This is a genomic window from Streptomyces sp. NPDC001781, assembly GCF_053596035.1.
In genome coordinates this window covers 259,577-274,493 of record NZ_JBSFFI010000002.1, presented here as the reverse complement: position 1 = coordinate 274,493, position 14,917 = coordinate 259,577, and the positions used below count along the sequence as shown (strand labels likewise).

The following is a 14,917-nucleotide window of genomic DNA, read 5'->3' as shown; positions in this document are numbered from 1 at the left end:
ACGCTCCGGTGCGGGGGCCGGCCGAACCGCCGAATCGACGCCTCACCAGGGGCGATGGGGACAGTAATTGCCCAACATCATTTCCCTACCCACACATCACCGCGCGAGCCGTCGGGGCGGGGAATTCGAATTGAGCGGGGACCGGTCGGCAATGACCCAATTCAGAGGGATGAATCGGGACATCGATGGGCAAAGAACCGGCCCCGTATGCCCGCCATCACCTTGTTCTTGGAGGCAGGTTGCACGAATTCCGGGGTATCCGAGGTCGACAAACATGAATGACCTCGAAGGTTTTACGGACTCACACACGCGAGGCTAGGGTGCCTGAGATGTTCGACGCCTCCCCGTCCCCCGGTCAGACCCGCGCGCGCGGGCTCCCGGCTGTCCAGCCGGCGGCGGAGAGATCCTCGAAGCAGCGCGACTCGTTCTTCGACAACGCCAAGTACCTGGCGATCGTGCTGGTGGCGATGGGGCACTCCTGGGAGGCGCTGTACGCGGACAGCCGCGTCCTCCGCTCGCTGTACATCTTCGTGTACACCTTCCACATGCCGGCGTTCGTCATCATCTCCGGCTACTTCTCGCGCGGTTTCGACATGCGCCCGGACCGGCTGAAGCGGCTGGTCACCGGGGTCGCCGTGCCGTACGTCGTCTTCGAGACGGCCTACTCCCTCTTCCGCGACCACTTCGGGCAGGACGGCGAGAGAGGGATCACCCTGCTCGACCCCTACTTCCTGTCCTGGTTCCTGGCGGCACTGTTCGTGTGGCGGCTGACCACCCCGCTGTGGAAGGTCGTGCGCTGGCCGCTGCCGCTGGCCGTCGCGATCGCCATGCTGGCCACCGTCTCGCCCGCGATCAGCAACGACCTGGACTTCCAGCGGCTGTTGCAGTTCCTGCCCTGCTTCGTGCTGGGACTGTGCCTGAGGCCGGAGCACTTCCGGATGGTGCGGACCCGGGCGATGCGCATCGCGTCGGTGCCGGTCGTCGCGGGTGCGCTGGCCGTCGCGTGGCTGATCGTGCCGCACATCGACTTCGGCTGGTTCTACCGCCGGGACGCCGCCCAGGAGATGGGCGCCCCGTGGTGGACCGGTCCGCTGATGACGCTGGCGCTGCTCGCCTGCTCGGTGGTGCTGACGGCCTGCTTCCTGGCCTGGGTGCCGGGACGCCGGACGTGGTTCACCTCGTTGGGCGCGGGCACGATCTGCGGCTATCTGCTGCACGGCTTCGTCCTCAAGTACACCCGCTGGGAGGGCTGGTACGACGCCTCATGGCTGCACAGCCCGCTCGGCGCGATCCTGGTGACGGCCTTCGCGGTCGCCGTCGTCACGCTGCTGTGCACGGCTCCGGTGCGCCGGGTCTTCCGGTGCGTGATGGAGCCGAGGTTGGAGTGGGCGTTCAGGCAGGACGCCGCCCAGCGGGCGAGGGAGCGTGAGCACGGGGCGCGGACGCGGCCCGCACGGGAGAAGGCGGGCGTGTAGCGCCCTTACCCTGCTCCTGTTCCGGCCGGCCGGCCGAGAAGCGCACGCATCCGCGTGTACTTCTCGGCCAGTCGCGTGCGGGTCGGTCCGTCCAGTGCCGCGAGACGGGCCGGGTCGGCGTTGTGCGCGAGGTCGGAGTGTTTGACCAGGGCGGCGCCCGGGGTGGCCAGGATGCGGCGGGCGTACTCCTCGGGCGGCTCGCCGGGGCGTTTGGTGAGGGCGAGCACGATGGCCTTGGTGCGCGGGGTGAGGGCGGCGCCGTCGAGCCACTCCCGGCTGAGCGCGTCGTCCTCGACGGCGTCGTGCAGCCAGGCCGCCGCGATCTGCTCCTCGTCGCCCCCACGTGCCCGCACCCCCTCGGCGACGGCCGCGAGGTGTTCGGCGTACGGGCGGCCCGCCTTGTCGGTCTGGCCGGCGTGGGCACGGCGGGCGAGGTCCTCGACCTGGGCCAGGGTGAGCAAAGTCATCGGTCCAGTCTCCCACCGGGAGTTCAGCGGACGGGGGCGGAGGCCTCGCGGCAGATCAGCAGCAGCGCCCGGTCGTCGTTGACGTCCTTGGCGACGGCCTCGATGAGGTGCCAGGCGGCGCCGTGGAAGCCGCCCGCGACATAACGGTCGGCCTCGCCGGTGAGGCGGTCGATGCCCTCGGCGATGTCCCGGTCGGAGGCTTCCACCAGGCCGTCGGTGAAGAGCATCAGCACGTCCCCGGGCCGCAGGGTGCCCTTCGTGGAGTCGAACTGCCCCCCGTCGTACACCCCGAGCAGCGGGCCCTCGGCGGCCTTCTCCTCCCAGCGGCCGGTGCCCGCGCTGAGCTGGAGCCCCGGCGGGTGGCCCGCGGAGTACAGCTCGTAGTCGCCGGAGTCGAGGTCGAGCACCAGGTGGATGGAGGTGGCGAAGCCCTCCTCCCAGTCCTGGCGGAGCAGGTAGCCGTTGGCGGCGGGCAGGAAGGAGTGCGGGGGCAGCGAGCCCAGCAGGCCGCCGAAGGCGCCCGACAGCAGCAGGGCGCGGGACCCGGCGTCCATGCCCTTGCCGGAGACGTCGGTGAGGACGACCTCCAGGGTGCGGCCGCCGTTGGTGCGGGCTGCGACCACGAAGTCACCGGAGAAGGACTGGCCGCCCGCCGGGCGCAGCGCCATCTCCTGGTGCCAGCCCCGCGGCAGCTTGGGCAACTCGCTCTGGGCGCGGATGCGTTCGCGCAGGTCGAAGAGCATGGTGCCGCCGCGCCGCCAGGGCACGCCGACCCGGCTGCGGAACTGCGCGGTCAGCAGCCCGAAGAACCCGCAGGCGGCGACGACGAGCACGATGCCGGGGGTGACCCTGGAGGGGCCCTCGGTGTACGGGCCGAGCCGCACAGACTCCACGATGAGGGCGGCGGCGGCCGTGGCGTACAGGCCGAGCAGGCTGGCGGGGCGCAGTACCAGGCCGCCCGCGACGATCGGGATGACCAGGGTGGCCGGGGAGCACCAGACGGAGTTGGCCAGCGTGAGGGCCATCAGCGCGGGAATGGTGAGAAGAAGACCGACCAGGGCGATCCAGTCGGGGCCGTCGCCGCGGAAGTAGTCGACCGCGCTTCTGCGCAGCGCGACGCGGACCCGGTGCCACTCCATCTTCCACCGGGCCGTGAAGGTCTCGGCCTTCGCGCGCCGCTCTCGTCCTGCTGCCATCAGTTCGGGACCCTATCCATCCAGCCGGCCGCGTGGCACGGGAGGTCCCACTTGTCCCCCGTGCGAGGTCACTTCGCGTTTCGACCACGCGGTCCGACTACACAGTGAACGGCACGGAAGGCCGTCCGCGCTGCCACCCGGCGGAAATTACCCGGTCCCGGAGGCCGCGGGCTGCGCTTACCGGCAGAACGGAACGGGGCGCACGACCGGTTCACGGATGCGCACGGGGCGCACGGGGTCAGCGGAGCTGGCAGGAGGGGCACCAGAAGAGGTTGCGGGTGGCGAGGCCGGCGGTCCGGATCCCGGTGCCGCAGAGCAGACAGGGCAGGGTGGCCCGCCGGTAGACGTAGACCTCGCCGCCGTGGTCGTCGGCGCGGGGCGGGCGGCCCATCGCCTCGGGGGTGTGCTCGGGACGGACGGTGTCGATGCGGTTGAGGCGCACGCCCTCGCGCATCAGGGCCACCAGGTCGGCCCAGATCTCGTCCCACTCGCCCTCGGTGAGGTCGCGGCCGGCGCGGTAGGGGTCGATGCCGTGCCGGAAGAGGACCTCGGCCCGGTAGACGTTGCCGACGCCCGAAATGACCTTCTGGTCCATGAGCAGGGCGGCGATCGAGGTACGGCTGCGCCGGATCCGCTCCCAGGCCGCGGCCGGGTCGGCGTCGGGGCGCAGCGGGTCGGGGCCGAGGCGGTCGTGCACGGCCCTCTTCTCGGCGTCGGTGATCAGCGCACAGGTGGTCGGCCCGCGCAGGTCGACGTACGCGGTGTCGTTGACGAGGCGGAGCCGGACCGTGTCGGTCGGCGGGGGCGCGGGGGCCGGGCCGAAGGCGACCTTGCCGAAGAGGCCGAGGTGGATGTGGACCCAGTCGCTGTCGCGGAAGCCGAGGAAGAGGTGCTTGCCGTGGGCGTCGGTGGTGGTCAGCCCGGCGCCGGTCAGCAGCTCGGCGGCGTCGGCGAACTTGCCCTGGGGGCTGGTCACCAGCGGGGCGGTGCCGGCGAAGCGCTCGGCGTAGTCGTGCGCCAGCCGGTGGATCGTGTGCCCTTCTGGCACGGCCGGGCGTCCTTCCTGGGTCGTGCGTGGGCCCCCGCCGCTCCCGGGCGGCGGGGGCGGCGCGGGTTACTGCTGGGGGTGGTGCGCCGGGACGGGCGGGAGGTCACCGGTGTTCTCGTACGCCGTCAGCATGTCGATGCGGCGGATGTGGCGCTCCCCGCCGGAGAAGGGGGTGTTCAGGAAGATCTCGACGAACTTGGTCGCCTCGTCCTCGGTGTGCATCCGGGCGCCGACGGCGATCACGTTGGCGTCGTTGTGCTCGCGGCCGAGCGCGGCGGTCTCCTCGCTCCAGGCGAGGGCGGCGCGCACCCCCTTCACCTTGTTGGCCGCGATCTGCTCGCCGTTGCCGGAGCCGCCGATCACGATGCCGAGGGAGCCGGGGTCGGCGACGGTGCGCTCGGCGGCCCGGAGGCAGAAGGGCGGGTAGTCGTCCTGGGCGTCGTAGATGTGCGGCCCGCAGTCGACGGGCTCGTGCCCCGCCGCCTTCAGCCACTCGACGAGGTGGTTCTTGAGTTCGTAGCCCGCATGGTCGGAGCCGAGGTACACGCGCATGCACCGAGTGTGTCACGCCCGATTGCGGGCAGCAGCTCCGGGTTCGGCCGGCGACATGTGAGCCGGACCATAGAACCGCAAGCAAACCTCAAGTAACAATCCGGATTCAGAGGTTCCCGAATTCGTTCCCCTCAGATTCACTGGACCGCCTCGTACACCGCTCGTGCGAGGCCCCGTACGACGTCGTACGGCTGTTTCGCCGTCCGTGCGGGAACCGCTCCACCTGGCGCAAAGGAATTCCCCCCATGTCCCATGGTTCCGGGCTGCAAGCAGGTCTCAAGAACCGCCACCTTTCGATGATCGCCATCGGAGGTGTGATCGGTGCCGGCCTTTTCGTCGGCTCCAGCACCGGTATCGCCACGGCGGGCCCCGGCATCCTGCTGTCCTACGCCCTCGTCGGCACGCTCGTCGTCCTCGTGATGCGGATGCTGGGCGAGATGTCCGCCGCGAACCCGACCTCCGGGTCCTTCTCCGCGCACGCCGACCGGGCGCTCGGCCGCTGGGCCGGGTTCTCCATCGGCTGGCTGTACTGGTTCTTCTGGGTCGTGGTGCTCGCCGTCGAGGCGACGGCCGGCGCGAAGATCCTGGAGGGCTGGATACCGGCCGTGCCGCAGTGGGGCTGGGCGCTGATCGTGATGCTGGTGCTCACGGCCACCAACCTGGTCTCGGTGGGTTCCTACGGTGAGTTCGAGTTCTGGTTCGCCGGTATCAAGGTCGTGGCGATCGGCGCGTTCATCGTGGTCGGCGTGCTGGCGATCTTCGGCGTGCTGCCGGGTGTCCACAGCGACAAGGCGGGCCTGTCCAACCTCACGGCGCACGGCGGCTTCCTGCCGCACGGGCCGGGCGCGATCCTCACCGGTGTGCTGCTGGTCGTCTTCTCCTTCATGGGCAGCGAGATCGCCACGCTGGCGGCCGGCGAGTCGGAGAACCCGCAGCGTGCGGTCACCAAGTCGACCAACAGCATCATCTGGCGCATCGCGGTCTTCTACCTGGGCTCGATCCTCGTCGTGGTCGCGCTGCTGCCGTGGAACGACCCGTCGATCAAGACCGACGGTTCCTACGTCGCCGCACTGAACTCCCTCGGTATCGCGCACGCCGGTCAGATCATGAACTTCATCGTGCTGACCTCGGTGCTGTCCTGCCTGAACTCGGGTCTGTACACCGCGTCCCGGATGGCGTTCTCGCTCGGTGAGCGGGGGGACGCGCCGAAGGCGTTCGCCAGGACCAACTCCCGCGGTGTGCCGATGGCCGCCATCCTGTCCTCGGTGCTGTTCGGCTTCGTCGCGGTGTTCTTCAACTACAAGTTCCCCGACTCGGTCTTCCTCTTCCTGGTCAACTCCAGCGGCGCGGTCGCGCTGTTCGTGTGGCTGGTCATCTGCTTCTCGCAGCTCCGGATGCGGAAGATCATCCAGCGGGAGGCGCCGGAGAAGCTCGTCGTGAAGATGTGGCTGTACCCCTACCTCACCTGGGCCACGGCCGCGTTGATCGTCTTCGTCCTCGGCTACATGCTGACCGACACGGAGCACGACGGCCGCGAGACGGTGCTGCTCTCCCTGATGGTCGCCGTCCTCGTTCTGATCATCGCCTTCGTCAAGCAGGCGGTGACGGCGAACAGGACCCAGCCGGAGGTCCCGGCCACCGAGGACCCGGAGAAGGTCCCGACGGCCTGACCCCGGCACGCCGAAGCCCGGTGCCACCAGGAGTTCCCTGGCGGCACCGGGCTTCGGCGTGTACGGCGCGGACAGCGGATGCCGGCGGCCCCTGCCGGGCCGGTGCGCCGGGCACAGCCGGCGCGCCGGCCCGGAGAACACCGCGAAGGCCCGCCCCCCTCTCTTCGCAGAGGGGGGCGGGCCTTCGCGGTGGAGGGTTCAGCTCTTGCCCGTCAGCTTCCACGCCGTGGGGAGGACGCCCATCGCCAACGCCGCCTTCAGGGCGTCGCCGATGAGGAAGGGGGTGAGGCCCGCCGCGATGGCCGCCGTCGCGGACATGTGGGCGGCGAAGGCCAGGTAGGGAACGCCCACCGCGTAGATGACCGCCTCGCCGAGGAGCATCGCGCCGGCCATGCTGAGGGGGGAGCGGTCCGCGCCCCGGCGGGCGAGGGCGCCGACGGCCGCGGCGGCGAGGAGCATGCCGAGGACGTAGCCGAAGGAGACGGAGACGCCGGAGCCGCCCTGGGCGAACCACGGCACACCGGCGAGGCCCGCGACGGCGTACAGCGCTAGGGCGGCGAAGCCGCGGCGGGCGCCGAGCGTCGTGCCGACCAGCAGCGCGGCGAAGGTCTGCCCCGTCACCGGCACCGGCGAGCCGGGCACCGGCACCGCGATCTGGGCCGCGAGACCGGTGAGCGCCGCGCCGCCGAGCACGAGGGCGGCGTCGCGTACGCGCGAGGAGGGAAGGAGGTCGGCGAGGACGGCGCCGGGCCGAGCGGTGACGCTGGCGGTGCTCATGGGGACTCCGCGGGTCTGTGGGCAGGGGCAGGGGACAACACCGCGACGCTATACCGGCCCGCACGCACCGATCACCGTCTGTGCTCGACAAAGGCGTGAACAGGGGCTTGGTGGGCTTCGCACAAAGGATGCGCCTTACACCGGAGCCGGCGTGACAACGGTCACCGACCCTCCTCCCGCCCGGTAAGCGGACGTAAGCATTCCGTAAATGGACCGTCCGCATACCGGACACCGTCCGTACTCCCCGGCAGGCTTCGCCCAGACTGGGGGAGTTTTTACCCGCCTACCGCACTGGACGAGCCGCGCCGATGCCCAGCACCCCCACGCAAGCGCCCCAGGAGCAGAAGCAGGGCGCCCCGCTCTCCTCCGGCCTCAAACAGCGCCACCTCTCCATGATCGCCCTGGGCGGGGTGATCGGCGCGGGCCTCTTCGTCGGCTCCGGCGCCGGCATCGCCGCGGCGGGGCCGTCCATCGTCGTCGCCTACACCCTCTCCGGCCTCCTGGTCCTGCTGGTGATGCGGATGCTGGGCGAACTGTCGTCCGCGTACCCCTCCTCGGGTTCGTTCTCCGCGCACGCCGAGCGGGCGATCGGCCCGTGGGCGGGGTTCACGGTCGGCTGGTCGTTCTGGGTCATGCAGTGCACGGTGGTCGGCCTGGAGGGCATCGGCGCCGGGAAGATCGTCAGCGGCTGGCTGCCCGGGACCCCGCAGTGGGCCTGGGTCGCGCTGTTCATGCTGGTCTTCTGCGGCGCCAACCTGACCGCGGTGAAGAACTTCGGCGAGTTCGAGTTCTGGTTCGCCGCCCTGAAGGTCGCCGCGATCTGCGCGTTCCTGCTGCTGGGCGTGCTGGCCATCGCGGGCGTGCTGCCCGGCACCCACTCCCCCGGCGCCTCCCACCTCACCGACTTCCTGCCCAACGGCGGTGAGGGCCTGGTCCTCGGCCTGCTCGCGTCGGTGTTCGCGTACGGCGGCCTGGAGACGGTCACCATCGCGGCCGCCGAGTCCGAGGACCCGGTGCGGGGCGTGGCGAGCGCGGTGCGCACCACGATGTGGCGGATCGCGCTGTTCTACATCGGCTCGATGGCCGTCGTGGTCACCCTCGTGCCGTGGGACTCGAAGGAGGTCGTGGAGCGCGGCCCGTACGTCGCCGCCCTGGACACCCTCGGCATCCCCGGCGCCGGCCGGGTGATGGACGTCGTGGTGCTGGCCGCGCTGCTCTCCGCGATGAACGCCAACATCTACGGCTCCTCGCGCATGCTGCACTCCCTGGTGCAGCGGGGTCTGGGTCCCCGGGCGCTGGCGAAGGTGTCCGGCGGGGTGCCCCGGATCGCGGTGCTGGTCTCGTCGGTGTTCGGTTTCGGCTGTGTGCTGCTGAGCCACTGGCGTCCGGACGACGTCTTCATGTGGCTGCTGAACATGATCGGCGCGGTCATCCTGGTGGTCTGGATGTTCGTCGGCGCCTCCCAGCTGCTGCTGCGCCGCCGCGCCGAGCGCGCCGGTGACACGCCGCCCGCCGTACGGATGTGGGCGTTCCCCTGGCTGACCTGGGCCGCACTGCTGGGGATGGTGGTCATCCTGGTCCTGATGGCCCGGCAGCCCGGCACCCGCGTCCAGCTCTGCTCCACCGGCGGCCTGACGCTCGCCCTGGCGGCGGGCGGTTACGTCTGGCAGCGGGCGCGCGCCCGGAGCTGAGCTCCCGCCGGGAAAGGCCCCCACGTGCACGACACGCGGGGGCCTTTCCCGTACCCCCGTGCCCGGGCGGAGCTTCTTGTTGCTAGCGTGCAGCTGCAAGTCAGTTGCAATAAGGCTCGGAGGGGACCCGTCCATGTCCGTCTACACGCTGCCCGAACTGCCCTACGACCACGCCGCGCTCGCGCCCGTCATCAGCCCGGAGATCATCGAGCTGCACCACGGCAAGCACCACGCGGCCTACGTGAAGGGCGCCAACGACACTCTGGAGCAGCTCGCCGAGGCGCGGGACAAGGGCGTCTGGGGCTCGGTGAACGGGCTGGAGAAGAACCTCGCCTTCCACCTCTCCGGGCACATCTTGCACAGCATCTACTGGCAGAACATGACCGGCCCGAAGGACGGTGGCGGCGAGCCGCTGGAGCGGGACGGCGTGGGTGAGCTGGCGGACGCGATCAAGGAGTCATTCGGCTCGTTCGCGGCGTTCAAGGCCCAGCTGACCAAGGCCTCCGCCACCACCCAGGGCTCCGGCTGGGGCGTGCTGGCGTACGAGCCGCTGAGCGGCCGGCTGATCGTGGAGCAGATCTACGACCACCAGGGCAACGTGGGCCAGGGCTCGACCCCGCTGCTCGTCTTCGACGCCTGGGAACACGCCTTCTACCTCCAGTACAAGAACCAGAAGGTCGACTTCATCGAGGCGATGTGGCAGGTCGTGAACTGGCAGGACGTGGCCCGGCGCCACACGGCCGCCAGGTCGCGCGCGGACGTGCTGCTGCTGTCACCCTGAGGAGCCCCCGAAGTTCTCCGAGCGTCCCGCCTCGTGATCGTCTTCTCGAACCTTCACCCGGCGGGCGGATGAAGGAAGCCCCCCGGTGAGGACGTGACTCACCGGGGGGCTTCTTCAGGTACGGCCGGGGTCCTTCGTCCGGATCAGGCCGGACCCCGCGAGGACGGCATGATCCGGACGGGAGGCCCTAGAGGTTGCTGAAGTCCGGGCCGGCCGTGCGGGTGCGCTTCAGCTCGTAGAAGCCCGGCACCGAGGCGACCGCGAGGGTGCCGTCCCACAGGCGGGCCGCCTCCTCGCCCTTCGGGGTGGGGGTGACGACGGGACCGAAGAAGGCGATCTGCTCGCCGTCCGGGCCGGGGACCGCGATGACCGGGGTGCCCACGTCCTGGCCGACCTTCTCGATGCCCTCCTTGTGGGAGGCGCGCAGCTCGGCGTCGAACTCGAAGTCGCTCTGGTCGAAGTAGTCGATCAGGTCGGCCGGCAGACCGACGTCGGCGAGCGCGCCCTCGACGGCCTCGCGGGTCGGGCCCTCGCCCTCGTTGTGGATACGGGTGCCGAGCGCGGTGTACAGCGGGCCGAGCACGTCCGCGCCGTGCTTCTGCCAGGCCGCGGTGACCACCCGGACCGGCTGCCACGCCTTGGTGGCGAGCATCTCCCGGTACTCCTCGGGCAGCTCGTCGATCCGGGGCTCGTTGAGGACGGCGAGGCTCATGATGTGCCAGCGCACCTCGATGTCCCGGACCTTCTCCACCTCCAGCACCCAGCGGGAGGTCATCCAGGCCCAGGGGCAGAGCGGGTCGAACCAGAAGTCCACCGGGGTCTTGCCCGACGTGGTCGCGGTCTCGGACATGTCTCTCCTCGCGAGAAGGTCTTTTCCAGCGGCAACAGCGCCCCCGGCCGCGCAATTCCCCGATGCCCCCGCTCAGGGCCGCATGGCAGGATCGTGTCGTTCAGTGCCCCACATCATGCGACCACAAGGGAGCGCCGCCCGTGCCCGGTGAGAATCTGTCCCGCGACGAGGCCCGTGAGCGGGCCGCCCTGCTGTCCGTCGACGGGTACGACGTGGCGCTGGACCTGCGCTCCGCCGTGGGCGGGTCCGACGGCGAGCCGCGGACCTTCCGCTCGGTGACCACCATCCGCTTCCGCTGCGCCGAGCCGGGAGCGACGAGTTTCGCCGACCTGATCGCGCCGAGCGTGACCGCGGTGTCGCTCAACGGCCGCGACCTCGACCCCGGCGAGGTGTTCGACGGCACCCGGATCGCGCTGGAGGACCTGGCCGCCGACAACGAACTGGTCGTGGACGCCCAGTGCGCCTACTCCCGCACCGGCGAGGGCATGCACCGCTTCGTGGACCCCGAGGACGACGAGGTCTACCTCTACACGCAGTACGAGCCGGCCGACTCGCGGCGGGTGTTCGCGAACTTCGAGCAGCCCGACCTCAAGGCGCCCTTCCGTTTCGAGGTCCGCGCCCCCGAGGGCTGGACGGTGTGGAGCAACGGGGCCGGTGAACTCACCGACGGCGTCTGGCGGTTCGCGGAGACCAAGCCGATCTCCACGTACATCACCTGCGTGGTGGCCGGCCCGTACCACTACGTGACCGACTCCTACGAGCGGGTGCTGGCGGACGGGAGCAGGCTGGAGATCCCGCTCGGCGCGATGTGCCGCAAGGGCCTGGCGCCCTACTTCGACGCCGACGACGTCTTCCTGATCACCAAGCAGGGGCTGGACTTCTTCCACGAGACCTTCGACTACCCGTACCCCTTCGGGAAGTACGACCAGGCCTTCGTGCCCGAGTACAACCTCGGGGCGATGGAGAACCCCGGCCTGGTCACCTTCCGCGAGGAGTACATCTTCCGGGGCAAGGTCACGCAGGCGTCGTACGAGGCGCGGGCCAACGTCATCCTGCACGAGATGGCGCACATGTGGTTCGGCGACCTGGTCACCATGGTCTGGTGGGACGACCTGTGGCTGAAGGAGTCCTTCGCGGACTTCATGGGCACCTTCGGCAGCGTGGGCGCGACCCGCTTCAAGGACGCCTGGACGACGTTCGCCAACCGCCGCAAGGCATGGGCCTACCGCGCGGACCAGCTCCCCTCCACGCACCCGATCACCGCCGACATCCGCGACCTGCAGGACGCCAAGCTCAACTTCGACGGCATCACCTACGCCAAGGGCGCCTCCGTCCTCAAGCAGCTGGTGGCCTATGTCGGCCAGGACGCCTTCCTGGAGGGCGCCCGGCGCTACTTCAAGCGGCACGCCTACGGCAACACCCGTCTGGGAGACCTGCTGTCGGTGCTGGGCGAGACCAGCGACCGGGACATGACAGCCTGGTCGGCGGCCTGGCTGCAGACGGCCGGAGTCAACTCCCTTACCCCGCAGGTGCTGGTGAGTCCCGAGGGCCGGATCGACGAGCTGGCCGTGCTCCAGGAGGCCCCCGAGTCGCATCCCGAACTGCGCCCGCACCGGGTGAGGGTGGGCCTGTACCGGCTGGGCGGGTCGGGCACGCTGGAGCGGTACCGGAGCGTCGAGGTGGACGTCGAGGGTCCGCGCACGGTGCCGGCCGAGCTGGCCGGCGCGGAGGTACCGGACCTGGTGCTGGTCAACGACGACGACCTGACCTACTGCAAGGTCCGCTTCGACGAGACCTCGCTGGCCACCCTCCGCGAGCACCTCGGCGACCTGGCCGACCCCCTCGCCCGCGCCCTGTGCTGGTCGGCCCTGTGGAACCTGACGCGGGACGGCCTGCTGCCCGCGCGGGAGTTCGTCGCGCTGGTGCTGCGGTTCGCGGGCCGGGAGTCCGACATCGGCGTGCTCCAGATGCTGCACGCCTGGGCCGGCACGGCCCTGGAGCGGTACGCGGCTCCGAAGTGGCGGGCCGCGGGCGGCGAGCTGCTGGCGCAGGGCGCGCTGAAGGAGCTGCGCGCGGCCGAGCCGGGCGGGGAGGCGCAGTTGGCCTGGGCGCGCTTCTTCGCCACGGTCGCGACCGGCACGGCCGACCTCGCCCTGCTGAAGGACCTGCTGGACGGCACCGAGACGGTCGAGGGCCTCACCGTGGACCAGGAGCTGCGCTGGGCGTTCCTGGAGCCGCTCGCCGCGCACGGGGTGGCGGACGAGGAGGTGCTCGCGGCCGAACTGACCCGCGACGACACGGCGTCGGGCAAGCGGCACCAGGTGCGCTGTCTGGCCGCGCGGCCCTCGGCGGCGGTCAAGGCGCAGGCGTGGGCGCAGGTCGTGGAGTCGGACGCGCTGTCCAACGCGCTGGTGGAGGCGACCCTTTCGGGCTTCGACCGGCCGGGCCAGCAGGAGCTGACGGCGCCGTACGCGGAGAAGTACTTCGCGGTGCTGGAGCGGGTGTGGCGGGAACGGTCGATCCAGATCGCCATGCACATCGTGAACGGGCTCTTCCCTGCCCACCAGGACCGGCCCGAGACGCTGGCGGCGACGGACGCGTGGCTCGAGGAGCACGCGGACGCGGCCCCGGCGCTGCGCCGGCTGGTGCTGGAGGCGCGGGACGACCTGGCGCGGGCGCTGCGCGCACAGGCGTGCGACGCCGGGGCCTGATCCTTGGCCTGAGCTTTGGCTCCCGGTGACCGTTACGGAATCCGGGCACGGTGACCCGTAACCCCTGGTCCTCCCTCATCGGACCAGGGGTTTCCGGCGCCTCATCGGCATCCGAACACCCGTCCTTCAGTGCCGTGTTGTCCGGTTTCCTCGACGGCCGTGTAACAGCGGTCACGGGTGGGCCGGAAGTAGGGCATTCCAGAGTCATGACGCACGACACCCCGCTCTCCCCCCGCCCCCTCACCGAGGTCCACCGCCGGGTCCTCACCGCCGGCCGGCTGCGCACCCACGGGGTGACGACGGCCGAGCTGAACGAACGGTGCCGGACCGACGGCCCCTGGCGGCTGCTGCTGCCGGGTGTGGTCCTGCTGCACTCGGGGGCGCCCACGGGCGAGGAGCGCCTGCACGGCGCGCTGCTGTACGCCTCCCGCGAGTCCGTACCCGGTGTGCCCGCCCAGCCCGGCGCGGGCGGCCCGCACCGGGGCGTCCACGCCGAGGCGATGATCACCGGCCTGGCCGCCCTCGCCCTGCACGGCCTGCCGTCCGCGCCGCCGCCGCTCTCCCTGGAGCGGATCGACGTCCTGGTCCCGAGGCTGCGCCGGCTGCGCTCGGCCGGCTATGTGCGGGTGGTGCGCACTCCGGACCTTCCGGCGGCGCGGCCCGTCGCGGGCCTGCCGGTGGCCCCGGTGGCACGCGCGCTGGCGGACGCGGTGGCGCACCTGACGGACGCGGACACCGTACGGCGGCTGCTGACCGAGGCGGTGCGCGACGGGCACTGCGATCCGGCCGCGCTGGTGAAGGAGTTGACCGAGGCGAGGCTGATGGGCCGGGCCCACGTGGTGGACGCGGTGGACTCGCTGGTGGCCGAGGGCCGCGCGGTGGCCGAGGACCGGCTGTACCGCATGGTCACCGGGTACGGACTGCCCGACCCGGTGTGGAACGTGGACCTGCGCCTTCCCGGCGGCCCCCGCCTGGGCGGCCTGGACGCCTACTGGCCCGAGCAGGCGGTCGCCGTCGAGCTGGACACCCGGGCCGCCCGCCAGGAGGAGGACGCGACCTGGTCGGAGTACGCCCGCAAGCGGGAGCACCTGGAGCGGCTCGGGATCACGGTCGTGCGCATCACGCCGAAGAAGCTCCGGGAGTCGGCGGAACAGCAGGCAGCGGTGGTCCGCACGGCCCTGATGGCCGCCGGCGACCGCGACCCGGCCGCGTACGTGGTCGTGCTGCCCCGTTAAGGGCTGTCCAGGCGGCCGGTGGGCGGCCGTTCGCGTCGCAGGCGCAGTGCGGTGTCGACCAGGGAGACGCGGGGCAGCCCGGACACCGCGTCCAGGTCGTGCCAGGCGGCGAGGTCGGTGGAACCGCCTGTCTCGTAACGGAGTTCACCGCCGGTGATACGCGCCGCGTACAGCAGCCGGACGCCGTGGTGGTCGACGGCGCGGCCGGGGAAGCGGCCGGGCAGCACCGCCCGGTTGGTGTGCACACCGAGCAGGGCGGTCACCTCCACCCGGTACCCGGTCTCCTCGGTCACCTCGCGGCGCACGGTGTCGTACGGGTCCTCGCCGAACTCGGCGCCGCCGCCCGGCAGCACCCACTCGTGGCCGCCGCCCCGCGCGGGCGAGCGGGCGAGCAGGAGCCGGCAGTCGCGGACACACACGGCGTAGGCCGCCACCCTCAACCTGCGTCTCATGACGGGACGTTA

The 14,917-nt window shown here is 71.2% G+C and carries 13 protein-coding genes; 6 read left to right on the top strand and 7 right to left on the bottom strand.

Annotation, left to right across the window (positions count from 1 at the left end; translation table 11 throughout):
- Nucleotides 1-329: 329 nt before the first annotated feature.
- On the top strand, nucleotides 330-1,475 hold the full coding sequence (locus ACWCV3_RS03000) for an acyltransferase family protein (protein ID WP_451217477.1): 1,146 nt from the start codon (nucleotides 330-332) through the stop codon (nucleotides 1,473-1,475).
- A 5-nt stretch (nucleotides 1,476-1,480) separates the two neighbouring features.
- On the opposite strand, the gene ACWCV3_RS02995 is transcribed toward ACWCV3_RS03000, so the two are convergent.
- From ACWCV3_RS02995 to ACWCV3_RS02980, 4 genes are all read right to left on the bottom strand, one after another.
- Complete coding sequence (locus ACWCV3_RS02995; protein ID WP_451217474.1) at nucleotides 1,481-1,942, bottom strand: HD domain-containing protein; 462 nt, start codon at nucleotides 1,940-1,942, stop codon at nucleotides 1,481-1,483.
- Nucleotides 1,943-1,965: 23 nt separating this feature from the next.
- Nucleotides 1,966-3,138, bottom strand: a complete 1,173-nt coding sequence (locus ACWCV3_RS02990) for a PP2C family protein-serine/threonine phosphatase (RefSeq protein ID WP_451217471.1) — start codon at nucleotides 3,136-3,138, stop codon at nucleotides 1,966-1,968.
- A gap of 238 nt (nucleotides 3,139-3,376) precedes the next feature.
- Nucleotides 3,377-4,186 (bottom strand): Fpg/Nei family DNA glycosylase, encoded by an 810-nt coding sequence (locus ACWCV3_RS02985; RefSeq protein ID WP_451217468.1) that lies wholly within the window; start codon nucleotides 4,184-4,186, stop codon nucleotides 3,377-3,379.
- Between the two features lie 66 nt (nucleotides 4,187-4,252).
- Entirely contained in the window at nucleotides 4,253-4,738 is a 486-nt protein-coding gene (locus tag ACWCV3_RS02980) for a ribose-5-phosphate isomerase (RefSeq protein ID WP_451217465.1), read from the bottom strand.
- Between the two features lie 245 nt (nucleotides 4,739-4,983).
- Here ACWCV3_RS02980 and ACWCV3_RS02975 point away from each other — a divergent pair, with 245 nt between their 5' ends.
- A complete protein-coding gene (locus tag ACWCV3_RS02975) occupies nucleotides 4,984-6,408 on the top strand; it encodes an amino acid permease (protein WP_451217462.1) in 1,425 nt (474 codons plus the stop codon).
- A 198-nt stretch (nucleotides 6,409-6,606) separates the two neighbouring features.
- On the opposite strand, the gene ACWCV3_RS02970 is transcribed toward ACWCV3_RS02975, so the two are convergent.
- Nucleotides 6,607-7,185 carry a biotin transporter BioY gene (locus ACWCV3_RS02970; RefSeq protein WP_451217460.1) on the bottom strand — a complete coding sequence of 193 codons (579 nt, stop codon included), beginning with the start codon at nucleotides 7,183-7,185 and terminating at the stop codon, nucleotides 6,607-6,609.
- A gap of 308 nt (nucleotides 7,186-7,493) precedes the next feature.
- Here ACWCV3_RS02970 and ACWCV3_RS02965 point away from each other — a divergent pair, with 308 nt between their 5' ends.
- Both ACWCV3_RS02965 and ACWCV3_RS02960 read left to right on the top strand, forming a co-directional pair.
- Complete coding sequence (locus ACWCV3_RS02965; protein WP_451217457.1) at nucleotides 7,494-8,876, top strand: amino acid permease; 1,383 nt, start codon at nucleotides 7,494-7,496, stop codon at nucleotides 8,874-8,876.
- 133 nt (nucleotides 8,877-9,009) lie between these two features.
- Entirely contained in the window at nucleotides 9,010-9,657 is a 648-nt protein-coding gene (locus tag ACWCV3_RS02960) for a superoxide dismutase (RefSeq protein WP_451217454.1), read from the top strand.
- Between the two features lie 187 nt (nucleotides 9,658-9,844).
- On the opposite strand, the gene ACWCV3_RS02955 is transcribed toward ACWCV3_RS02960, so the two are convergent.
- The gene (locus ACWCV3_RS02955) at nucleotides 9,845-10,507 is read right to left on the bottom strand and encodes a mycothiol-dependent nitroreductase Rv2466c family protein (RefSeq protein ID WP_451217451.1); all 663 of its coding nucleotides are present in this window, start codon (nucleotides 10,505-10,507) and stop codon (nucleotides 9,845-9,847) included.
- A gap of 140 nt (nucleotides 10,508-10,647) precedes the next feature.
- Here ACWCV3_RS02955 and pepN point away from each other — a divergent pair, with 140 nt between their 5' ends.
- Nucleotides 10,648-13,218 (top strand): aminopeptidase N, encoded by a 2,571-nt coding sequence (pepN, locus tag ACWCV3_RS02950; protein WP_451217448.1) that lies wholly within the window; start codon nucleotides 10,648-10,650, stop codon nucleotides 13,216-13,218.
- Nucleotides 13,219-13,424: 206 nt separating this feature from the next.
- Nucleotides 13,425-14,453 (top strand): hypothetical protein, encoded by a 1,029-nt coding sequence (locus ACWCV3_RS02945; protein ID WP_451217445.1) that lies wholly within the window; start codon nucleotides 13,425-13,427, stop codon nucleotides 14,451-14,453.
- Here ACWCV3_RS02945 and ACWCV3_RS02940 read toward each other — a convergent pair.
- Nucleotides 14,450-14,905, bottom strand: a complete 456-nt coding sequence (locus ACWCV3_RS02940; RefSeq protein ID WP_451217442.1) for an NUDIX hydrolase — start codon at nucleotides 14,903-14,905, stop codon at nucleotides 14,450-14,452. The two genes, ACWCV3_RS02945 and ACWCV3_RS02940, sit on opposite strands and share 4 nt — an antisense overlap.
- Nucleotides 14,906-14,917 lie beyond the last annotated feature (12 nt).